Annotated in this window: 22 protein-coding genes and 1 riboswitch; of the genes, 2 read left to right on the top strand and 20 right to left on the bottom strand. The window is 40.9% G+C overall.

The features are described from left to right. Positions 1-54: 54 nt before the first annotated feature. The 4 genes from MHI60_RS15855 to MHI60_RS15840 are packed head-to-tail and all read right to left on the bottom strand — an operon-like array spanning position 55 to position 3,982. A complete protein-coding gene (locus tag MHI60_RS15855) occupies positions 55-846 on the bottom strand; it encodes a LysM peptidoglycan-binding domain-containing protein (protein WP_144484521.1) in 792 nt (263 codons plus the stop codon). After that, entirely contained in the window at positions 791-1,432 is a 642-nt protein-coding gene (locus MHI60_RS15850; protein WP_144470995.1) for a CPBP family intramembrane glutamic endopeptidase, read from the bottom strand. The genes MHI60_RS15855 and MHI60_RS15850 overlap by 56 nt, the downstream gene beginning before the upstream one ends. Continuing rightward, positions 1,429-2,937, bottom strand: a complete 1,509-nt coding sequence (locus MHI60_RS15845; protein ID WP_144484524.1) for an ATP-dependent DNA helicase RecQ — start codon at positions 2,935-2,937, stop codon at positions 1,429-1,431. Before MHI60_RS15845 ends, MHI60_RS15850 begins: the two co-directional genes overlap by 4 nt. After that, entirely contained in the window at positions 2,930-3,982 is a 1,053-nt protein-coding gene (locus MHI60_RS15840) for a helix-turn-helix domain-containing protein (protein ID WP_144485028.1), read from the bottom strand. The genes MHI60_RS15845 and MHI60_RS15840 overlap by 8 nt, the downstream gene beginning before the upstream one ends. A 267-nt stretch (positions 3,983-4,249) precedes the next feature. Here MHI60_RS15840 and MHI60_RS15835 point away from each other — a divergent pair, with 267 nt between their 5' ends. Beyond that, the gene (locus MHI60_RS15835) at positions 4,250-4,498 is read left to right on the top strand and encodes a ferredoxin (protein WP_003215700.1); all 249 of its coding nucleotides are present in this window, start codon (positions 4,250-4,252) and stop codon (positions 4,496-4,498) included. A 33-nt stretch (positions 4,499-4,531) separates the two neighbouring features. Here MHI60_RS15835 and MHI60_RS15830 read toward each other — a convergent pair whose 3' ends face one another. Then, positions 4,532-5,074, bottom strand: a complete 543-nt coding sequence (locus tag MHI60_RS15830; RefSeq protein ID WP_029708052.1) for an ECF transporter S component — start codon at positions 5,072-5,074, stop codon at positions 4,532-4,534. 183 nt (positions 5,075-5,257) lie between these two features. Next, positions 5,258-5,388: riboswitch (FMN riboswitch) on the bottom strand. A 287-nt stretch (positions 5,389-5,675) separates the two neighbouring features. Between MHI60_RS15830 and serA the strand changes: the two genes are divergently transcribed. Then, on the top strand, positions 5,676-7,250 hold the full coding sequence (gene serA / locus MHI60_RS15825) for a phosphoglycerate dehydrogenase (protein ID WP_144470997.1): 1,575 nt from the start codon (positions 5,676-5,678) through the stop codon (positions 7,248-7,250). Between the two features lie 34 nt (positions 7,251-7,284). Here serA and MHI60_RS15820 read toward each other — a convergent pair whose 3' ends face one another. From MHI60_RS15820 to MHI60_RS15750, 15 genes are all read right to left on the bottom strand, one after another. Further along, positions 7,285-7,932 carry a M23 family metallopeptidase gene (locus tag MHI60_RS15820; RefSeq protein ID WP_144470999.1) on the bottom strand — a complete coding sequence of 216 codons (648 nt, stop codon included), beginning with the start codon at positions 7,930-7,932 and terminating at the stop codon, positions 7,285-7,287. 103 nt (positions 7,933-8,035) lie between these two features. Then, the gene (locus tag MHI60_RS15815) at positions 8,036-9,145 is read right to left on the bottom strand and encodes a sigma X negative regulator (RefSeq protein WP_144484527.1); all 1,110 of its coding nucleotides are present in this window, start codon (positions 9,143-9,145) and stop codon (positions 8,036-8,038) included. Then, entirely contained in the window at positions 9,057-9,665 is a 609-nt protein-coding gene (sigX, locus tag MHI60_RS15810) for an RNA polymerase sigma factor SigX (RefSeq protein ID WP_024422837.1), read from the bottom strand. Before sigX ends, MHI60_RS15815 begins: the two co-directional genes overlap by 89 nt. 202 nt (positions 9,666-9,867) lie before the next feature. Beyond that, a complete protein-coding gene (locus MHI60_RS15805) occupies positions 9,868-11,649 on the bottom strand; it encodes an ATP-binding protein (protein WP_095408910.1) in 1,782 nt (593 codons plus the stop codon). Then, positions 11,646-12,368: a response regulator transcription factor gene (locus tag MHI60_RS15800; RefSeq protein WP_003215596.1), complete on the bottom strand. Its 723-nt coding sequence runs from the start codon at positions 12,366-12,368 to the stop codon at positions 11,646-11,648. Before MHI60_RS15800 ends, MHI60_RS15805 begins: the two co-directional genes overlap by 4 nt. A gap of 85 nt (positions 12,369-12,453) precedes the next feature. Further along, on the bottom strand, positions 12,454-13,632 hold the full coding sequence (gene ccsB / locus MHI60_RS15795) for a c-type cytochrome biogenesis protein CcsB (RefSeq protein ID WP_095408912.1): 1,179 nt from the start codon (positions 13,630-13,632) through the stop codon (positions 12,454-12,456). Beyond that, a complete protein-coding gene (locus MHI60_RS15790) occupies positions 13,616-15,295 on the bottom strand; it encodes a cytochrome c biogenesis protein ResB (RefSeq protein ID WP_144484530.1) in 1,680 nt (559 codons plus the stop codon). The genes ccsB and MHI60_RS15790 overlap by 17 nt, the downstream gene beginning before the upstream one ends. A 1-nt stretch (position 15,296) precedes the next feature. Next, entirely contained in the window at positions 15,297-15,827 is a 531-nt protein-coding gene (locus MHI60_RS15785; protein WP_047204114.1) for a thiol-disulfide oxidoreductase ResA, read from the bottom strand. Between the two features lie 90 nt (positions 15,828-15,917). Beyond that, positions 15,918-16,652 carry a 23S rRNA pseudouridine(2605) synthase RluB gene (gene rluB / locus MHI60_RS15780; RefSeq protein WP_024422842.1) on the bottom strand — a complete coding sequence of 245 codons (735 nt, stop codon included), beginning with the start codon at positions 16,650-16,652 and terminating at the stop codon, positions 15,918-15,920. 135 nt (positions 16,653-16,787) lie between these two features. Then, positions 16,788-17,324, bottom strand: a complete 537-nt coding sequence (locus tag MHI60_RS15775; protein ID WP_041085969.1) for a spore maturation protein — start codon at positions 17,322-17,324, stop codon at positions 16,788-16,790. 4 nt (positions 17,325-17,328) lie between these two features. Further along, entirely contained in the window at positions 17,329-17,916 is a 588-nt protein-coding gene (locus tag MHI60_RS15770; RefSeq protein ID WP_041085971.1) for a nucleoside recognition domain-containing protein, read from the bottom strand. After that, the gene (locus tag MHI60_RS15765) at positions 17,904-19,055 is read right to left on the bottom strand and encodes a D-alanyl-D-alanine carboxypeptidase family protein (RefSeq protein ID WP_095408916.1); all 1,152 of its coding nucleotides are present in this window, start codon (positions 19,053-19,055) and stop codon (positions 17,904-17,906) included. Before MHI60_RS15765 ends, MHI60_RS15770 begins: the two co-directional genes overlap by 13 nt. Before the next feature lie 113 nt (positions 19,056-19,168). Next, on the bottom strand, positions 19,169-19,648 hold the full coding sequence (locus MHI60_RS15760; protein WP_144484532.1) for a DUF3907 family protein: 480 nt from the start codon (positions 19,646-19,648) through the stop codon (positions 19,169-19,171). A 113-nt stretch (positions 19,649-19,761) separates the two neighbouring features. Continuing rightward, positions 19,762-20,355: an SMC-Scp complex subunit ScpB gene (gene scpB / locus MHI60_RS15755; protein ID WP_060697219.1), complete on the bottom strand. Its 594-nt coding sequence runs from the start codon at positions 20,353-20,355 to the stop codon at positions 19,762-19,764. Then, the gene (locus tag MHI60_RS15750) at positions 20,345-21,103 is read right to left on the bottom strand and encodes a segregation/condensation protein A (protein ID WP_024422848.1); all 759 of its coding nucleotides are present in this window, start codon (positions 21,101-21,103) and stop codon (positions 20,345-20,347) included. Before MHI60_RS15750 ends, scpB begins: the two co-directional genes overlap by 11 nt. Positions 21,104-21,174 lie beyond the last annotated feature (71 nt).

The raw sequence follows: 21,174 nt of genomic DNA, 5'->3' as shown, positions 1-21,174 counted from the left end.
CTGTCCCTTTTTTCTACATATGTATGTGCGTACTTCTTCAATCATGTCAGGTGATTAGTTTTCTAGTGGAATATTCAGCACTTGACCACTGTACACGCTGTTACCTTTCAAATGATTATAGGCTCTAATTTTCTCTTCACCCGAACGGTTTTTGTAATACTTCATTGAAATTCGATACAGGTTTTCCTCTGGACCAACAGTGTGCTGCACGACACGAACTGGCTTTTCTTCCTGCTGCTTTTTCTCTTCGGCTTCTTTTCGTTTTTTCTCCTCCTGCTGCTTTTGCAGGGCTAGCTGCTGCTGTTCACGCTTTTTGGCAGCTTCGGCTCTCGCGCGTTCTTTTTCTTTCGCTGCTTGTTCACGCTCTTCTTTCTCTTTAGAATCTTTTTCTTTTTTCTGCTGTTCAGCTTTTTCTTTCAATCGCTGTTTTTCTTTTTCTTCATCTTTCTTTTGCTTCTCATCATCAGACGCATCCGCTTTATCAGCATTAGAATCATTTTTCGTTTCGACAAGTGCTGACGGGACTGGGTCTGTGTCAGCACTTGATGTAGAATCAATATTATATACATCTTGATTATTATTATGGTTGATTTCCTTTGACGTGTAGTAGATCAAAAGGAAGAACACCGTGACGACGATAATAGGAAAGATAATAGCCAGTGTTGTAAACAATGGATTGCGTACCTTTTTCGTGCGCTGCTTTTTATATTCATGAAAATCTTCTCGTGTAGGAAAGTGAGAGTCATCTGAAGGCTGTACTTCTTCTTCAAAAATTTTCTCTGCATCATCGTCATGGATGTTTGTCAGCTGCTCCTTCTTTCTCTTCATTCTCGACATTTCTTCCATGTTCATCCCTCCCCCTATATTTCAAACGAATTTGACAAGCAAAGACTAAGTCAATGACAAAATGGGTCATGACAGGAACAAATAAATTCCCCGTCCACTCGTATAAAAGTCCTAAAAAAATACTAATAGAAACCACAAGGATAAACAAGAGTATTTTTGATAAGTAGCGAAAGTGAAGGAGCGCAAACACAATACTGGCAATCTCCAATCCAAATTGCTGCTGAACGATCCCTCGGAATAGAATTTCCTCTGAAAAGGCGATGAGCAGTGTTAACCAAACAATATGCGGGATGCTGCGGTTTTTGAACATTTTTTCATTTAATCCGCCATCATCATACATATGAGCAGGAAACACCTTCATGACAATCGCATCCACAATGATCACAAGCACAGCGCCGCCAATTCCATAGGTCAGTATCCGCGCATCTTGGATCTCCCAAAGGGATGTGAAATCTGTCCAATGACCGAACATAAATATGCCTAGTAAAAAAGAAATGACCAGCATCAGCAGCTGCGTGAAATACAGCTGTTCTACCACTTGTCGATCGGTTAATTTTTCGATGATCCGGCGATGTTGTTCAATCAATGCTGCGCCTCTTTTGTCAGATGAAACATACGATCCAGCACGGTCTTCCAGTGTTTCATTTCATTCAGCTCCAATGGTTGATCTTTTTTTTCATAATCAGACAGGTCAAGTCCGCAAGAAGAGCAGCAGATGCCAGAGGATGCGCTCTCCGTTTGATCAAGCTGTTCGTAAAAGTATGATAACAGAGATTGTCTAAAGCAGCTATGATCTGTGATCCGCTCCTTAAATTGCCACACTTTTCTCAGTTTTTCAGTTTGTCTGTCCTGCAATTTTTCTTTCAGTTTCATCAGGAGCACACGAGGCTCGTCAGACTGATACATCCTGTAATAATGGATCAGCATTCTTGCACGTGTCTCCTGAAGCCCTGATTCCATCAATTGTTCACGTAATTTCTTTTCATCATTTGTCTGCATTTGTGTCAGCCTGGCTAAGAAGTAATCAATTTCTGGATCATCAAAGCCTTCTGCTTGTATTAAATGCTGTTGAATATCTGCATCCTCTTCTGTATATAAAAGAATGCTCACACTATTTTCCCCGTCCCGTCCTGCTCTTCCAATTTCCTGCATAAATGCTTCAATTGACTGCGGCGGGCTCATATGAATAACAAATCGTATATCTGCTTTATCAATTCCCATTCCAAAAGCACTTGTACAACAAATGAGATCAAGCTGTCCGCTGATAAATTGCTGCTGAATAAGCATGCGGTCTCCTGCATCCATTCCGCCATGGTAATACTCTACACGCTGATGGGTTTTTTGTTTCATAAAAAGCGCCATATCTTCTGTCATTTGCCGGGTTGGGCAATAAATCAGGCCGGGGCCTTGCAGGTATTCCACAAGCTCAATGGCCCGTTTCTCTTTTGCTTCTTTCGTTTCGTGCGCTTCTTTAACTAAAGCGATGTTTGGCCGGTTGACAGAATGAATATGAAAGTCTGGATGCTGCAATCTTAACGTTTGCACGGTATCTTTAAGTGTTTGTTTCGTTGCAGTTGCCGTCAGTGCTAAGGCGACAGGTTGACCTAACGCTTCTCTCCATTCTCCCAGCTTGGAATATTCCGGACGGAAATCATGCCCCCACTCAGATATACAATGGGCTTCATCGACGACGAACAGACCAATATGCATTGATTTGAGCTGTTCTAGCAGCACCTCTGACATTAATGCCTCAGGGGCGACGAATAAAAATTTATATGATGGCAAATGCCGAATGATATGCCGTCTCTCCTGAAAAGACAATGTGCTGTTCAGCGCCGCCACTCGTTTTTCTCCACGCATTTTCATTCGTTCGACTTGGTCCTCCATAAGCGATAACAGCGGCGAAATAATGAGAACTAATCCATCTGTCATATAGCCGGGAATTTGATAGCAGATGGATTTCCCGCCGCCAGTGGGCAGCATGGCAACCGTATCTTTTTGATTCAGTACACTTTGAATAATGTCCTCTTGACCTGCTTTAAATGAGTCGTAACCAAAATATCGCATGAGCGTCTGATGAAGCTTATCCATTTGCTTTCACCATCCTTGTCAGAGCCAATCTTATTTGAAAATAAGTAAATGGATGTTCGAGTTTTTCTTTAATCAGCTTCATTTTATTTGTTTGAAGCTCCCTGGCTACTGCATGAATGGCCTGCTGCTCTTCTTCGCTCACATACGCCTCTATTGAGAAGCTTGGTTCATGTATGGACAACTCGACAATATGGTCTTCGATCGTTGCCTTTTTTAATGAACGAATGTGAGCAATCTGATCAATGTCAAAGCCTTTTTGCACAAGCTCGAGCGTTTTATGGGTAGAGGTTGTTAGCACACGTTTGAATTCAAGGTCACCTACGAGCTGCTGCATGACCTGCGCCTCACCTTTTTGGGCAGCATGAATAAAATAATGGAGGACATTCCAAAAAAGCAGGTACACATACCACACATCTTCTTTTAGCCACTCTGCCATTTGCTGATACGTACGCCCAATTCTTTCATTTGACGTCAATGAATAAACAAAAACCAGCGCCTCTTGATCACTTATATGGGTAAGGAGCTTGTCTAGTTCATGATGCAGCTCTTCTGAAAGCTTATTCTTCTCGTGATGTTGTTTTAAGAAGGACTTCGTCCAACTTTGTACGGATACATCTCTTTGTATTGGGACATATTGATGTGATCCAGCCATATGGTGAGAAAGCACTTGTACAAGTAACGAGAGCCTCATCCATAGCACCTTTGCTTTATCATGATATTTGGCACCATGAAAATAAGCAGGCATTGGTTTTTCTGAAAAATACTGGTTTAGCATATGCTGTCCTGCATCTGTAACAGTGAATGTCTCCCCTGTTTTTTTGATGTAGTGCTTTTCGTCAAGCTTTATAACAGAGCGATTCAGCTGATCCCTCGTAAACCCCGGGTAACAGCCGAAGTACTTTGAAAGCTGAAACAAACTGGCATCTTGTATAGTTTGTGATGATTTTTTTCCTTTAAAAAGATGGTAGACAGCACTTATGGAGCGTTCGCCGTTCAATTTATGTACGCTGTCCATTAACATGACATCCAAGTAATGAAGAGTCATTCGCCAAAGCACCTGTCTTCCTGACAAAATTCGAATATTTTCTCCCTTTATTTTAACAGATTTCATAGAAGAAGAAATGTTTAAACTCAATTTGTGGGGGAAAGTTATGAACAAACCCTTATGTGATAAGCATTCTCAATCACTTTACAGTTGAAATGTGAAATTAAAATCATTACAATAAGGTTTGAGGAAATTGTTTTTTATCGGTGAAACTAAAAAGGTTAGACCATTTGTTCCATCGAACAATCTGGGAGGTATTTTTTTAACATGGCAAAATATACAATTGTAGACAAAGACACATGTATTGCTTGCGGCGCATGCGGTGCAGCTGCTCCAGACATTTATGATTATGATGATGAAGGCATTGCATTTGTTACGCTTGATGACAACCAAGGGACTGTAGAAGTTCCAGAAGTACTTGAAGAAGATATGCTTGATGCATTTGAAGGATGTCCAACGGATTCAATTAAAGTTGCGGACGAATCTTTCGAGGGTGACCCGCTTAAGCATGAATAGTATAAAAGCCCCTTATGCAGGGGCTTTTTTATATTAACTATTTTGAAGTCGGCGTTTATTTTCAAACCATGGACGCATTTTTACAAAAATGAGGCTAAACACGATGGTAATGATGATGCCTTTAATAAGATTAAAAGGCAATATCCCTGCTGTTATCGTCGCCTTGAGCATATTATCCGAAAGTTGAGGCGCATTTAAAAACCATGTGTAAGCCGGCAAAAACAGGAAGTAATTTAAAATACTCATCATCACAGTCATAAGCACTGTGCCCAAGAACATAGACCATACAATTCCCTTTGCCGATTTGATTTTTTTAAAAATGAAGGCCACTGGTAAAATGAACAATACACCTGCTGTAAAGTTCGCTACTTGATCAACAGGAACACCAGACATACTGCCATGAATTAGATAATGCAGTACATTTTTTAATGCCTCAACAGCAATTCCTGCACCCGGCCCATAAATTAAAATCGCAATAATCGCTGGAATATCGCTGAAATCAATTTTCAAATATCCTGGAAGCCCAGGGAACGGGAAGTTTAATAACATTAAAACAAATGAAATACTGCTAAGCATACTGATTACAACTAAACGCTTTACTTTACTTTGATTCAATATTCTCTCTCCTTTTCGATCAAATCTTTCGAAAAGAGGATTGTTCCATTTTAGCCACAAAAAAACCGCCCTTAAAAATAGGAGCGGGGAAATTGGGCTAGACAAATAAACGTGTGAACATGAATGTTTTCAACGTTTACGAACCTCCATCTTCTCCCATCCAGACTATACTGTCGGCTTCGGAATCACACCGAATCCTGCCAAAAAGGCTCGCGGGCTTAGAGACTATGCTCATCACCGCCGGTAGGGAATTACACCCTGCCCCGAAGATTGATCATTATTCAATTCGACATCATTATATATGATATATGAGCATTTGTACAGATAAAAATCCTGAGCAAATTCATCAGTTTTAATAAATCGTAAAAAACACAAAAATTCTAATGACAAATGCGCAAAAATTGGTTATCTTTTGTTTAAAGGTGTTCATTCTTTATAAAGACACAAAGAAATGTTCGTGTTTCCTTTTTCACTTTACTGCTTTAATTTGATTGACACAGTGAAAAGGAATATGGTAAATTATCAGATATTTATGACGTTTATTTTAGGAGGAAATCTAACGATGTTTCGAGTATTAGTCTCAGATAAGATGAGCAATGATGGTCTTCTACCACTTTTAGAAGCAGATTTTGTTGAAATTGTCCAAAAAAATGTAGCAGAAGCAGAAGATGAATTACACACGTTTGATGCCTTACTTGTTAGAAGTGCCACAAAAGTAACGAAAGAGCTTTATGAAAAAATGACTTCATTAAAAATTGTCGGCCGTGCCGGTGTGGGAGTAGACAATATTGACATTGATGAAGCGACAAAACACGGCGTCATTGTGATCAATGCACCAAACGGTAATACGATCTCAACAGCTGAGCATACGTTCGCCATGATTTCATCACTTATGCGTCATATTCCGCAAGCCAATATTTCTGTCAAATCAAAAGAATGGAACAGAGGAGCATATGTTGGTGCTGAGCTTTACGGAAAATCTCTAGGGATTGTCGGCTTAGGAAGAATCGGAAGTGAAATCGCCCAGCGTGCAAGAGCATTTGGCATGACAGTCAACGTATTTGACCCATTTCTCACAAAGGAACGTGCAGAAAAAATTGGTGTCAATGCGAAATCACTGGATGAAGTACTCGAAGTATCAGATATCATTACTGTACATACGCCATTAACAAAAGAAACACGAGGACTTCTTAATAAAGAAACGATTGCAAAAACGAAAAAAGGTGTTCGCCTTGTAAACTGCGCACGCGGCGGTATTATTGACGAAGCTGACCTTCTTGAAGCTCTTGAAAGCGGTCATGTTGCAGGAGCTGCACTTGATGTATTCGAGGTAGAACCTCCAACTGATAATCCGCTAGTGGATCATCCACACGTCATTGCAACTCCGCATCTTGGTGCCTCTACAAAAGAAGCACAATTAAATGTGGCAGCGCAAGTATCTGAAGAAGTCCTTCAATTTGCAAAAGGTCTTCCTGTCATGTCATCTATTAATCTACCAGCGATGACAAAAGACGAGTTCAAAAAGATCCAGCCTTATCATCAGTTTGCAGGAAAACTTGGACGTCTTGTTTCTCAATCAATGAGAGAACCTGTAAAAGAAGTAGGCATTTCTTATGAAGGCTCTATTTCAAAACTCGAAACATCCTTTATCACAAAAAGTCTCCTGTCAGGCTTTTTAAAAGAGCGTGTTGATTCGACTGTGAATGAAGTAAATGCTGGAATGGTGGCAAAAGAACGCGGCATTAGCTTTAGTGAGAAAATTTCTTCCAGCGAATCTGGTTACGAAAACAGTATTTCTATTGAAGTCAAAGGTGATCTTTCAACCTTTACACTTAAAGCGACTTACATTCCTCATCTAGGGGAACGCGTTGTTTCTATTAATGGATTTAATATTGATTTTTATCCAGATGGACACCTAGTCTATATCCAGCATACAGATGCACCTGGTGTGATTGGAAAGGTTGGACAGATTTTAGGCGACCATGATGTCAACATCGCAACAATGCAGGTAGGACGTAAAGAAAAAGGCGGCGAAGCCATCATGATGCTTTCTTTCGACAAGCATCTTGAGGACGAAATTGTGAAAAAATTAACTGAAGTGCAGGATATTCTTTCTGTCCGCCTGATTGACCTATAAAAAACAGTGATAAACCTCATGCTTTGCATGAGGTTTATTTAGTTGAAACCATTAAACGGTCTCCTGTTCGAATGAGATGAGTCGTCAGCTCATTGATCTTTTTCAATTGTTCCACAGTCATTTCGTGCGCCTTTGCTATCGACCACAGGGTATCCCCTTTTTGAATGACATATGTATTTTTTTCATGTCCATTTACATGAAGAGCTGGCTCTTTGAAACGTTCCACTGCAATCATTTTGAGCGGATCTATCGCATCCTCTTTGCTGACTGACCAATTTCCACGATGTACCTCAAAATGTAAATGAGTGCCTCTAGAAGCTCCTGTGTTGCCAATGATGCCAATCGGCTCTCCCGCTTGTACTTGGTCACCCTTTTTCACAAAACGCTCGTGTAAATGAGCATAGACGGTTTCGTATCCATTTGGATGCTGAATAAATACAACTTCTCCATATGTAGCCGATACATACGAACGCGCGACCACACCTTTACTTGCAGCAAAAATGGATTCTCCTTCTGGCGCAGCTATATCTAATCCCTTATGCGAGCCGCCTCTTGTCCCAAACAAGTCAGTGACTTCTCCTTTCACTGGTTCCACCCATTCGTTTGTCTTCTGCGCATGGGCAAATGGCGCTAAGATCAAGAACAAAAAACAGCTGGCACCTATGAAACAATACCTTTTCATCAGTGACTCCCCTTCTTTGAGGTTCTTTTCATGACAGCTTAGTATACAGCAAGAAGGCCGTTTTCTATACATAAAAAAGAACGCAATGACTTGCTTGCGTCCTTTAACGATCTTTGATGACAACAGGATTCGGCAGAGCCGGCACCTCTATTGGTTCGTTCATTTCATATGGTCCTACTTGATCTGTTCCTGCATATTGAATGGTGACATCTGTAAAACCAAAATCTTTCGCTGTAAGCAGCAGACCTTCAATGAGTAGAGTATGATCAATTGAGTCCGTTAATTGTGCTGATGCTCCAAACGTGATGGTCACATGCTTACCTTTTGATGTCACTTCTTTAATTGGTTCTTCTTCTTTAATTAATGGTTCAAGCCCAGAATCACTCGTGCGTTTCATGGCCTCTACCGCATCTTCATAAGAAGAATAATGCGTTTTTGAGGGCACCAAAAAAGTCCCGCTCTTATTTTCTAACACGTAATAAGCTTTCTTCGTTTGTTTATCAATTGATATCGTGCCAATACTGCTTGCCCCTAATTGAAGATGAGAACCTTTGTCTGATTTGACTTCCACTTGTTTATACCTGCTCCATTTGAGCGTTTCTTTTACCATATCTTTAAATCGATTGGCTTCCTTTATCGTATCAAGGGACAAATCATTTTTTAACTGAAAAACAAGTGTATTCCCCTTTTCACGAAGGTCCACCATCTCAAGATAAGATCGAAGAGGCTTTGTCATTTCAGGCAGCTGCACCTGTTCATATGTGCTCATCATTTCCTGCAAATGGTCCTGTTCATTTTCTTTTTCAATACTAATGGGAACCACTTGAGATGTAGATTCATCTATGTATGCAACCGTCATATACTTTTGCTTATCTTCATGAGAAACAACATGCGCGGTACCATTTGTCTGTTTCACAGGCTCTAATGTAGCATTCACCTGTCCTTTGTCAGCACTTGAGTCCATTTTCATCTGTTGATGATGTTCTTGAGCAGCCGGCTGAAATAAATGAGGAGAAATTAAAAACGCCATAAATAAAACCACAACGGTTGCCACCGCTGGACCGATCCATTTGACACTTTTCTTTTTCTTCCCGCTTGCCATCAGCATCTGCTGGTATATCTGCTTAGATGAACGGTTGTCCTCCACCTTTGGAAGCTGACTTAGTAACACCTTGATTCGTTCTTCGCTCCAATCGGACCTGTTCGTTTTCATTCACTAGCTCCTCCTTCAAAAGCTCCATATGTTTTCGGAGCACTTTCAGGCCTCGGTGCTGCGTTGTTTTGACTTTGCTTTCCGAGAACTTTAGCGCCTTTGCCGTCTCCATGATTGAGTAGCCCTGGATAAACCTTAAAATGATGACAGCTCTTTGATCAATCGTACAGTGATCAAGTGCGGCATAAATTTCTTTTGTATTTTCATCCTGTACAGCCAGTTCGTCTGGGAGCAAGTCTGGGTCTTTTACATCCTGCTTATCCCAATCAAACGTGCCAAGCACCCGTTGTCTAATGGTTTGCTGTTTGCGAAACCAGTCAATCGCTACATGCCTTGCAATTGAAAACAGCCATGTTTTCTCGCTGCTTCTTCCTTCAAAAGTTTTATATGAGTGAAGTACCCGAATGTAAACCTCCTGCACGAGATCCTCTGCCTGATTTTTATCTTTAACCATATAAAATAAAAACTGGTACAAATCTTGATGGTACGAATCATATATTTTTTGAAAGGTTTCATGCATAGGAAACCCCTCCGTTCACTTATTTTTGTCGAGTGACACTTACAAAACGTTACATTACAACTTTATGACAAATATATTACAAGTTCGACAGTTTGGAAAGGGCTTTTTGTTTAACTTATCCTTAAAAATTTGAAAATAGAAAAAACACTTCATTTTCTTTCGAAAAGAAGTGTTTCTCATGTAACAAGATTCTTCGTCAAGATTAGACGAGTTCCTGCTTTTTTCTCGGAATATAGAAGGTAAAGTGAGTACCTGCCCCCGCTTTGCTGTGAGCATGTATGGAGCCTTGATGCGCCTCTACGATGTTCTTCACAATCGCAAGGCCAAGTCCAGTACCAGATCGTCCTCTTGTCCTTGCTTTATCGGCTTTATAGAAACGTTCGAAAATAAAGGGCAGATCCTCTTCGGGAATTCCGCTCCCCGAATCTTTCACATCCATTTTCAGCCCGTTCTCCACCGATTGAACCGAAAAGTGAACCTCTCCGCCCTCTGGTGTATGACGAATGGCATTATCAATGAGATTCGTAAACACTTGCTCAATCTTATCCGGGTCGAATACAAAGTACGGTTCATCCACTTGAATATCATACGTAAGGTCGATTTGTTTTTCTTTCGCAATCCCGAGAAACTTGCGGTAGATCTTCTCAGTCAACTCTTCTGTATCTGTTGATTCAAGATTAAGTGTAATATGACCTGCTTCCATTCTCGCTAGATCTAGAAGATCATTCACAAGTCGTCCCATTCGCAGTGATTCATCATAGATAATTTGCGCAATCTCTTTCTTTTCCTCTTCTGAGCCTGCGATATCATCTACAATCGCCTCGCTATACCCTTGCAGCATAGCAATTGGCGTACGAAGTTCATGACTGACATTGGCAATAAAGTCTTTTCTCAGCTTATCCAGTCTTCGTTCCTCTGTCATATCACGAAGGACCGCAACTGCTCCTCTAACGTCCTGCTGATTATAAAGCGGAGACATGAGAAGAACCCAAGTACGCCCTTGCAGTGTGACTTCGATCATTTGCTCTTTTTCTGTGCTGACAGCTGTATGAAATAGCTCGCGCGCTTCCGGCGGCAGTTCATCTCCATCTTTGATCTTCATATTTTGCTCGTAATACCATGCCTGCAAAAATCGTTCAGCAGGAGGATTCGTCATTAAGATCGTTCCATCAATATTGATGGTGATAACGCCATCTGCCATACTGCTTAAAATATTAGACAAATGTTCTTTTTCTTGATTTAAGGCTGTGATATGGAATTTAAGCTGCTTCCCCATTTGATTAAAGGCGATAGCCAGTTCTCCAATTTCATCTTGCGTTAAAATAGGAATCTTTGTATCAAATTTCCCTTTCGCCAAATCTTGAGCACCCTCTCTCATCTTTCTGAGAGGATAGGTGACACGTGTTGACAAGAAGAAAGCGAATATAGTGGTCAGTACAATGGCAATTCCGGCTGCTAAGAAGATGTAGCGCGTTGTGTGTTTCGTTGTTTGTTCTACAGCGAGGAGTGACTGAGAAAGAAAGACCATGCCTTTTTTTCCGTTCGCCTCAAATGGAACACCGACTACAATCCGTTCATCTTTTTGATTGCCTGCATCAGGTTCTGCACGTTTACTGATTTTTTTACGATCTTTCAGTGCTTGATTTAAATCGCTGTCCGCTTCAATTTGTTTCTTTGTAATTGCAGGAAGCTTCCCGTCTTTTTCAGACGAATACCACTCTAGCCCGTCCTCTTGGATGATCGCAATACTCGTCAATTTGTCAGCAAGTTCTGATGTAATTGACCTTGCAAGCGATTGATCCTCATGGCTTTCCAAAATGACCGCTACTTTGTTTGCCATTTGTGTTAAATCAGACTTTGCTTCTTCTACATGATAATTCTCAATGAACTCTAAAAGAAGCACAGTTAAAATAGATAAAACGATCAGGACGAGGAAAAGAATGGTTAACCATAGCTTTCCTACAACACTTTTCCACAGTTTCATTCAGCGCCGACCTCAAATTTGTACCCGACGCCCCATACAGTTACGATTTTTTTCGCTGCTTCTGGTGACACTTTATTCAGTTTTTCACGAAGTCGTTTGACGTGGGTATCGACTGTTCGTAAGTCTCCAAAGAACTCATATTGCCATACTTCTTTTAACAGCTTTTCTCTGTCATAAACCTTATCTGGTGTTTTTGCAAGGAAATATAAAAGCTCATATTCCTTCGGCGTGAGGCTGACTTCTTTGCCATCAGCCGTCACCCTATGGGCATCATGGTCAATAGAAAGATGAGAAAACACAAGAACATCCTTCGTGGTTGTCCCAGTATTAAGATAAGACGTTTGAGACGATCTTCTGAGCAATGCCTTTACACGTAAAACAACTTCACGCGGGCTGAAAGGTTTGACGATGTAGTCATCCGTTCCTGCCTCAAATCCTTGAACGCGGTTGGCTTCTTCTCCTTTTGCCGTCAGCATAATGATTGGAGTCGCTTTTTTGTCTCGAATTTGATTACACACCTCGATTCCATCTGTACCAGGCATCATTAAATCGAGCAAAATGAGGTCGTAATCGGTTTGAAGCCCTTTTTGAATCGCCTCATCTCCATTTTCCGCTTCATCGATTTCATAATTTTCACGTTCTAAATACATTTTTAAAAGGCGGCGAATTCTTGCCTCATCATCTACGACTAATATTTTCGTTTGAGTTGTGTGTTCCATTAGACAGTCCTCCTGCTTTCTCCGTTGTTACATTCATTTTAACAAAAAGCCGAATTGAATCATAAAAGTTGGCTTTTCCTTGTGTTTATGCGTAAGAATGAAGCCCTGCAATAACAAGGTTGACAAAGATGAGATTAAACATAATAATGGCGAAGCCGATCACAGCAAGCCAAGCCGACTTTTCGCCATGCCAGCCTCGCGACAAGCGAAGATGAAGATAGGCTGCATAAAAAAGAAACGTAATCAATGCCCATACTTCCTTCGGGTCCCAGCCCCAAAACCTAGTCCATGCAATTTGCGCCCAGATCATGGCAAAGATCAGCCCGCCTAGCGCAAATACAGGGAAACCAATCGAAACAGCTCTATACCCAATTTCATCGACTAAATCTAGGTTTACCTGTTTTACTAGCGGTTGAAGCAGTGCGCTCAGTCGTTTGCGAATGATCAATCGAATGAGTCCGTATATAATCAGACCCACGCCAAATGACCATAACACTGTATTGACCTTTCTACCTGAAAAAACAGGCGGCAGCTCAACAAACGGCTCCAAACGATCTTCCGTCACAAGCTCCCCTTTATGAGGTCCGACAAGAGCTGGCAGCTCATAGACCATCTCACTTTTTTCTTTGTTTTTATCGATCCAATTAAATGTTGCTTCATATCCTGTCATTCTAAAGATAGACGTGACAGCGATAAATGCAAGTGTGACGACAATCATAAACATGACAAGTTCTAAACCAAACGTCTTCTTCCCTGGCTTTGTTTGATCCACATGCTTTAATAAAAAGATGACACCTGCCACAAAGCTGATGGCTAAAATGGCTTGGCCAAGTGCTGCTGTTGTCACGTGAATATAAAGCCAATTACTTTGAAGTGAAGGAATCAGCGGTGAAATGTCTGATGGAAACATACTTGCATAGGCAATAATCAATAAAGCGATTGGAAGTGTGAATAAACCAAGTACAGACACTTGATACACAAAATATAAAATGATGAATGCAAGCACCAGCATCATGCCAAAAGCGGTTGTGAACTCAAATAAATTACTGACTGGTGCATGACCAGACGCGATCCATCTTGAAATAAAATAGCCCAACTGGCTCAAAAAACCGATGATGGTAAGCGTAATGCCAATGAGTGCCGCCTTATTCCTGCGCGGTCCATCTTCTTTCTTTTTTCCTTTAATGGCACCACCAAAAAAAGGAACTGCCGCTAAATAAAATAGAAAAGCTGCAAATAACAGATTTTCACTGACTGCCGCCATCTAATCCTTCCCCCTTGCTTTTGCTGATACTTGTTGTATCAGGCAGTTCTTTTTGATCTACTGGCTGTTTGATGCCACTTCCGCTCAGTAACACGTTAAGATCGGACTTTAAGCCGAACCAGTTTTTGTTTGTATGTCCTGCCACAAATACTTTTCCATCCTTTGCCGACAGCCAGATTCTTCTATGCTGCCAATACATCCCCTGCACGACACCAATCATGAAGATGATTCCGCCTACAATGAGCACCCCAAGTGTTAAATCCTTTCTAACAGTTAACCCTGTGACGTTTTTCGTTTCAACCCGATCAAACTTCATTTTATATAGATTGTTATCTGAACCCTCTACTGTCTCTTGAATGGCCACAAAGCTTTTTTCACCTTTAGGTTTTTCAGGAGAAATCATTTCAAAGACGAAAGCAGGATTATTCGGATTCCTTGTTTTTGTACTCGGCGTTCCATCATCGTCAAAATAAAAATCAGGCAGATAGCTCATCACTTTGACTTTGTAACCGCTACCAAGATCATATTCTGACTTAGGCTCCAGCAGATTAATCTTCACTGTACCGAAAGATTTTTCTGTATCTTTACGAATCAGCTGAAAGACCATTTGATCGAGTTCATTTTGTTTAAAATCCACTTGATATAATGAGAAATTGTCAAACTTGAGCGGTTCATTCACTTTGATATCGTGTTCTGTGACCTGCTTCAGCTTGGGCTTTTCACCCAATACAACTTCTCCTTCACGTTTGTATAAGACGGCATCCGTTTTATAGCTTTTCACCACTTGACCGTCACCAGCTTTTTCAATAGCATTCTCAAACACTTCTTTTTCATTCCCAGATTGATAGCGATCAATTGAAAACGCATTATTTTTCAAGAAGTATTGACCATCCGTGCCTGGAATCGGTGCGGTTTCACCTTCTCTGACCCACAGCGTTTCATCCACGTACATGCCCGGGACAAACCGGAGCATCGATCCAATGAGAAAGATGATTAATCCAATGTGATTGACGTAAGGTCCCCAGCGTGAAAAACGTCCTTTTTCGGCTAAAATATGCCCATTTTCTTCTCGCACGCGGTAACGCTTTTGTTTCATTGCTCTTATGATGCCTTCATATGTATGCTGATCTAATGTTTTGTCTGTCTCGCTGAACAGACGCTGTCTTCTCATAAAGCCTTCTTTTTTAATAACCCCTTGGTTTTTGAGTGCTCGATAAAGAGGAATAACGCGGTCGAGACTACAAATGACAAGGGAGATTCCAATTGATGCGACAAGAGTTAAAAACCACCAAGAATTATAAAGATCATGGAATCCAAGTGTGTAATACAGCTTGCCAAACGATCCATATTGCTCTTCATAATACGTGGAAGCAGATGCACCCGGCGGAATAAATCGCTCCTGCGGAAAAATCGTTCCAAGCGAAGAAGCGAGCAGTGTAATGACAATCAGCCACACACCCACTTTAACGGAAGAAAAAAAGTTCCATACTTTATCAACAATCGTTTTGTTGTATGTTTGCGAGCGCCTTGCACTGCCGTCATATCTCATATCAAGCAGCTTTGAAGAGTTTTTCTCTTTAGCCGCAATGGGATTCCCGCATGATTCACATAGAACAGTACCGATTGGATTAATATGTCCACACTCGCACTTTACCTCTTTCATTCTATGACCCCTTTGGTTTAATCAAATTCATATACTCATAGATTTGACGTTCTGTCATTGTTCCCTTTATGACTTTGATTACCTTGCCTTCAGGATTAAGCAAAAGCGTAGTTGGCAGCTGCCCAATATCATATGCCTCTGTCACTTGACGATCTTTGTCCATGGCAACAGGAAAATTCACGCCATAGGATTCCATAAAATTTTTCACGGCAATCTTGGATTCCGCAACATTGACTGCGACAATTTCCACACCGCGATCCTTGAACACTTCATATTGATTCGCCATATAAGGAAATTCTTGTTTACACGGACCACACCATGTACCCCAAAAATTAAGAAAGACACCTTTGCCTTTTAAGTCCTTTAACTCAATCCGATCCCCATCCACAGATTGAAGGACAAAGTTTGGCGCAATAGACCCTTCTTTGACTCGATCCTGTTTGGCAAATACTGAGTTATACATTGTATAACATAGTGCAGCAAGCATCACGAGGAGAATGCCCGTCCGTATGAAAAACCGTCTTTTTTTCATCTGAAGTACCCCTTCCCCATAGACATTCAGGTAAATTATAGCATTCTCCTTCTTTTGATGCTTCTTCATTTTTTGAAGTTTATGTGAAAATTAAAAAGCACTTTTCCCATGATCCGCAATTGCTCGCAGGCGCTTTACTTCATGCGGAGACAATTCTCTGCGGTCTCCTGGTCTCATACCTTCAATATGAAGGAACGAATATTGCTCTCTTTTTAGCTTTAACACATCATGTCCAATTGCTTCAAACATGCGGCGCACCTGTCTGTTTCTGCCTTCATGAATGGTTAATTGAACAATACAAGTTTGCTTTCGTTTATCAATAGAAAGCATTTTCGCACGAGCAGGTGCTGTTTTTTTATGATCTAACATGATCCCTTTTTCTAGCTTTCTAAGCAGTTCCTTTGATGGAATGCCTTTTAGCTTCGCTGCATACGTCTTATCAATTTCGTATTTCGGGTGCATGAGCTTATGGGCAAATTCCCCGTCATTTGTAATCAAAATCAAACCGCTCGTATCATAATCTAACCGGCCGATTGGATAAAGGCGCTGCGGGACATCATCAAAGAAATCTGTGACGACCTTACGTCCTTTATCATCCTCGGCAGCAGAAATGACGCCGCGCGGTTTATAAAGCATAAAGTAAACCGGTTCTTCCCTTTCAAGCTTTAATCCATTGACTTCAATTTTATCTGAAGAGCCCACCTTCACTCCGAGCTCTGTCACTGTTTGACCATTAACGGTAACTCGTCCTTCTTTAATTAATTCTTCAGCCTTTCGTCTTGAAGCGACGCCGGCATGTGCAATTACTTTCTGTAAACGTTCCATTTGTCTTTCACCTCATGTACTATCTTACTTGCTTGACTTAAAACAAACAAGCATTCGTGGAAAAATAAGCGTTTCGTCTGTCTAATTTCAGCTAAAAAACGATTTTCCATCCATGAAATACAAAAAAGCGCCTGATTAGGCGCCGCTAAATAACAAACTGACGATAATCACAGATGCAATGACACCAATGAGATCTGCTAGCAAACCTACTTTCAGCGCATCTCCCATTTTTTTAATACCGACTGCTCCAAAATAGACCGTTAAAATGTAAAGGGTGGTGTCTGTTGACCCTTGCATGACAGCTGCGAGCTGGCCAATAAAAGAATCTGGGCCATAGGTCGCTATCAAGTCAGACGTCATTCCGAGTGCAGCCGTTCCTGATATCGGGCGAATAAATGCAAGCGGCACGACTTCTGCCGGGAAACCAATCGCTGTAAAGACTGGTTTTAACAGTCCCATGACAAAATCAAGCGCACCTGACGCACGGAATATCGTAATGGCCACAAGCATACCGACTAAATAAGGAATGATTGAAAAGGCAATTTGAATGCCCTCTTTTCCTCCCTCTACAAATGTTTCATAGGTTGGTACCTTTTTAATGGTTCCCGCAATCAAAATCCCTGCGATGATCAGTGGAATCAAAGCAAGTGACAGCCAGTTAATAAATGCCACAAGATCACCCCCGCCTGCTTCTGCGATAGTGGAAATATCGATCGATGAGAATTGCACCGATTCCTGAAATGAGTGTTGCTAAAATGGTTGGTCCTACAATGTCTGTTGGCTGATCTGCCCCATACGTCATTCTTATGGCAATGACGGTGGTTGGCACTAGTGTGATAGAGGATGTGTTGACCGCTAAAAATGTAATCATAGACCGGCTTGCCTCGTTTTTTCCGCCGTTTAATGCTTTCATCTGCTCCATCGCCTTAATCCCAAGCGGTGTAGCAGCATTCCCGAGACCAAAGAAATTCGCCATGAGATTGGACAAAATATACCCCATTGCAGGATGATGAGGCGGAATATCCGGGAATAGCTTTGAAATAAAGGGCCGGCACAATTTACTAAAGAAATTTAACAGCCCTGCCTCTTCGGCAATCTTCATGAGCCCGAGCCAAAAAACGAGAACACTAATCAAACCAATCGAAATGGTGACCGCTTCTTTTGAGCCCTTAAATACAGCCTCGTTCACTTCCTGCATCGTTCCATTAAACATCGCATAGACAAGACCGATGACAGTGAGAAATACCCAAATTAGATTGACCATGAAGATCCGCCTATAGATGTCTGAAAGACAGACTTAAACATTTCTTGGAAGCTTTTTTGAGGCATGCGGTTTCGTTTATTTTCATAAAAAATCGGTAATTGCTCGATCACCTGTCCATCTAATAAAATCGTCATTTTTCCAACAACATCTGGGATGGCTTCAGCGTTTTTTTTCCATTTCTTTTTAGGGGTGAGCATTTCCGTTTCAATTTTGACAAGTTTTTTCTCATCTTCATTTAAAAAATAGTCCACATCACGCTTGATAAACGCTTTTTTTTCGTAAAAGGTCCCTTTTAATGAAGCGAGCCTTCCTTTTTCAGCAAGTACATACGTTTTGTAGTGATCAAATGCATATTCAAACATAGAGATATGATCCTTCCAGTCGTCCGGCGCATTAATGGTCACAGCGATCAGCTCAGCATCCCCTTTTGCAGCGGTTGAGACGAGTGTGCGTTTTGCAAGCTTTGTATATCCCGTTTTCCCTCCAGTTGAATATTGGTATAAGCCGGTGAGCAGCTTGTTTTTATTTTTCCAATAGCCTTCCATTGTCTTCGCTTTATAGAAAGTCGTACCGGCAATTTTTTGATATTGTTTATGCTTCATCGCGTATTTTGTTAGGATTGCCATGTCATAGGCTGATGAATAATGATTTTTATGATCATCGAGTCCGTGCGGATTTTGAAAATTCGTATTCTCCATTCCTAATTCAGCCGCCTTTTGATTCATCATAAAAATAAATCCTTCTAAGCTGCCGCCAACATGCTCTGCAATGGCAACAGCTGCATCATTTCCAGAACGCAGCATGAGCCCGTACGTCAAATCTTCTAAGCTCACCTTCTGCCCTTCCTTTAAATAAATGGATGAGCCCTCCGCTTGAATCGCACGTTTTGATACTTTAACGGTATCTTTCATTTTTCCTGATTCAATGGCTAATACAGCCGTCATAATTTTTGTAATACTGGCGATTCTTCTTTTTTCGTGCTCGTCCTTTCCAAATAGGACTCTGCCTGACTGTCCATCTATTAAAATGGCGCTTCTTGCACTCACTGATAATGAAATGTCTGCTTTGGCATGTGAGGAAAAAGGCAGTAAGAGTGTAAATAGAAGAAGGACTGCTGTTCCAATTTTTAAATAGGGCATGTTCATTCACGTCCTTGTCCGTTTTGTACAAGTGTATGCTCAGCTGAAAAAGTTATGATGCCTCGTCCATAAAAAAAAGCGCCTCTACATATAGAGGCGCTTCTTCCAGTTGCTTATACCATTTTCACTTGCTGATGAGAAGTCGTATATTCCAGCTCTTCTCTCATCGCTAAAAAGTCTTTTTCTAATAAAGAAAATAATTTTTTCATATCAGCGGATACTTCATGGTGAAAAACAATGCTGCTTTTTCCTGTATAAGCCGAACGGCTGTCTTCATACCATGTATCCTTTTTTGGCGTAAAAAATTCTTCAATACATTGATGATAAATACGGTGGAGCATCTGCTGTGCGGCTTGCTGCGGGAATGTCTGCTGCTGGCCAATTTTCCTGCAAACTGCTGCTGCATCCTCACTATACACTGCAAGCTTCCGTAATGTACTCAATATGTCACAATAATAGGCTTCCGCTTCGGGGTTAAATCGTTTCAAGCTTGATACGGTGGTTTCGTTCAGAAAACCATTCATTTCAATTGCAACCTTTGATAAAAAGACGCCTGCTTGATCAACTTGAGCCTTTACATTCATATGTGCCATTTGTTTCGTGTTTACCTTCCCCTCATGGCTTTGTCACCATTTTATCTGTCATCAAAAGATTTTAGACCTAAAATCTTTTTTATATTTTATCATACATTTTTCCTTCTTTTGAACTATTTTATGTCTTCAAATGTTTGATTGAAGTTTTCAAAAAATAGATCGGCCTCTTCTTGTACTCCGTCTGCTTCCACATTCTCTGGAAGCGGTGGTAATTCGTCTAAGGCTTTTAAACCAAATTGCTCTAAAAAAGTAGGGGTTGTCCCATAAAGAATCGCTCGCCCCGGACCATCGGCACGTCCTACTTCACAGAGCAGCGCTTTGGCTACTAAGCTATGAAGTACCCGCTCTGATTTGACTCCTCTGATCTCCTCTACCTCACTGCGTGTAATGGGCTGTTTATAAGAAACAATTGCAAGCACCTCAAGCGCTGCCTGCGACAAACCTTTGGATGGGGTTTCGACCAATTTTTTTAAATAAATACTGTATTCCTTTTTCGTCAGCAGCATATATGAATCTGCATATTCAATGAGCTCGATCCCTCGTTCTTGTTTTTGGTATTCTTCTTTTACAGCAGACATAATGTCGAGTAATACCGACTCATCTACTTCAAGAACAGACATGAGCTGTTTTCTTGTTAAGCCTTCGTCACCTGCTGCATACAGCAGCGCTTCTAAGATGGCTTTCCAATTCACGATATCAAGCGTCATGAATCGTTTCACTCCCTATGATATAAATGTCTTCAAAGTTCCCTTCCTGCTCTAGCATGATTTGATGACTTTTCATCAATTCGAGAACAGCAAGAAACGTCACGACAAGGTGTTCCTTTTGATCATGTTGAAATAGAGTCATGAAATTGGTCCGCTTTTTTGTTTTTCTTAAATGGTTCATAATCTCATTCATTTTGTCTTCAATCGGGATTTCTTGTCTTGTAATCTTTGATGGTGCTGGTTTCGTTATTTTCTTTCGATTTAATACCTTTTGGAACGCACCTAACATATCATACACCGTTACGTGTAAATTTGTGTCCTTCGCTTCTGATTCTTTTGCAAATTCGCTTAAATCACTCGGTGGTTTTGTAAAGGCATTTTGCCTTTCTTCTTCGCGTTCCTTTAGTTCTTGTGCTGCATTTTTATACTTGCGGTATTCAATTAATTTGCCAATCAGCTCTTCTCGAGGGTCTTCTTCCTCTTCGAGCAGGTCTTCATCAAACAGCTCTTCCTCTTGTTTCGGAAGAAGCATTCTGCTTTTAATACTCAGGAGGGTTGCAGCCATGACCAAATATTCGCTCGCAACATCGAGCTCAAGCTCCCTCATCGTGTGGACATATAATAAATACTGCTCCGTAATTTTAGCGACGGGAATATCATAAATATCAATTTCCAACCGGTTGATTAAATGTAAAAGCAAGTCCAAAGGACCTTCGAACGAATCTATTTTCACCTGATATTCCAGCATCTTTTTCTCACCATTTCTACTGTCTTCTAAGTACCGTTTCACCGGCTAACCTTTAGTATAAGACAGGATAA

The sequence above is a fragment of the Bacillus sp. FSL K6-3200 genome, assembly GCF_038630485.1.
Taxonomy (GTDB): Bacteria; Bacillota; Bacilli; order Bacillales; family Bacillaceae; genus Bacillus; species Bacillus safensis.
The sequence above is the reverse complement of the archived record's forward strand: the minus strand, read 5'-3'. Positions and strand labels throughout refer to the sequence as shown.

Bases quoted from the DNA above. Each gene is read 5' to 3' on its own strand.
- MHI60_RS15855 (WP_144484521.1), bottom strand. From the start codon at position 846: ATGGAAGAAATGTCGAGAATGAAGAGAAAGAAGGAGCAGCTGACAAAC.
- MHI60_RS15845 (WP_144484524.1), bottom strand. From the start codon at position 2,937: ATGGATAAGCTTCATCAGACGCTCATGCGATATTTTGGTTACGACTCA.
- MHI60_RS15840 (WP_144485028.1), bottom strand. From the start codon at position 3,982: ATGACTCTTCATTACTTGGATGTCATGTTAATGGACAGCGTACATAAA.
- MHI60_RS15835 (WP_003215700.1), top strand. From the start codon at position 4,250: ATGGCAAAATATACAATTGTAGACAAAGACACATGTATTGCTTGCGGC.
- MHI60_RS15830 (WP_029708052.1), bottom strand. From the start codon at position 5,074: ATGCTTAGCAGTATTTCATTTGTTTTAATGTTATTAAACTTCCCGTTC.
- serA (WP_144470997.1), top strand. From the start codon at position 5,676: ATGTTTCGAGTATTAGTCTCAGATAAGATGAGCAATGATGGTCTTCTA.
- MHI60_RS15820 (WP_144470999.1), bottom strand. From the start codon at position 7,932: ATGAAAAGGTATTGTTTCATAGGTGCCAGCTGTTTTTTGTTCTTGATC.
- MHI60_RS15815 (WP_144484527.1), bottom strand. From the start codon at position 9,145: ATGAAAACGAACAGGTCCGATTGGAGCGAAGAACGAATCAAGGTGTTA.
- sigX (WP_024422837.1), bottom strand. From the start codon at position 9,665: ATGCATGAAACCTTTCAAAAAATATATGATTCGTACCATCAAGATTTG.
- MHI60_RS15805 (WP_095408910.1), bottom strand. From the start codon at position 11,649: ATGAAACTGTGGAAAAGTGTTGTAGGAAAGCTATGGTTAACCATTCTT.
- MHI60_RS15800 (WP_003215596.1), bottom strand. From the start codon at position 12,368: ATGGAACACACAACTCAAACGAAAATATTAGTCGTAGATGATGAGGCA.
- ccsB (WP_095408912.1), bottom strand. From the start codon at position 13,632: ATGGCGGCAGTCAGTGAAAATCTGTTATTTGCAGCTTTTCTATTTTAT.
- MHI60_RS15790 (WP_144484530.1), bottom strand. From the start codon at position 15,295: ATGAAAGAGGTAAAGTGCGAGTGTGGACATATTAATCCAATCGGTACT.
- MHI60_RS15785 (WP_047204114.1), bottom strand. From the start codon at position 15,827: ATGAAAAAAAGACGGTTTTTCATACGGACGGGCATTCTCCTCGTGATG.
- rluB (WP_024422842.1), bottom strand. From the start codon at position 16,652: ATGGAACGTTTACAGAAAGTAATTGCACATGCCGGCGTCGCTTCAAGA.
- MHI60_RS15770 (WP_041085971.1), bottom strand. From the start codon at position 17,916: ATGGTCAATCTAATTTGGGTATTTCTCACTGTCATCGGTCTTGTCTAT.
- MHI60_RS15765 (WP_095408916.1), bottom strand. From the start codon at position 19,055: ATGCCCTATTTAAAAATTGGAACAGCAGTCCTTCTTCTATTTACACTC.
- MHI60_RS15760 (WP_144484532.1), bottom strand. From the start codon at position 19,648: ATGGCACATATGAATGTAAAGGCTCAAGTTGATCAAGCAGGCGTCTTT.
- scpB (WP_060697219.1), bottom strand. From the start codon at position 20,355: ATGACGCTTGATATCGTGAATTGGAAAGCCATCTTAGAAGCGCTGCTG.
- MHI60_RS15750 (WP_024422848.1), bottom strand. From the start codon at position 21,103: ATGCTGGAATATCAGGTGAAAATAGATTCGTTCGAAGGTCCTTTGGAC.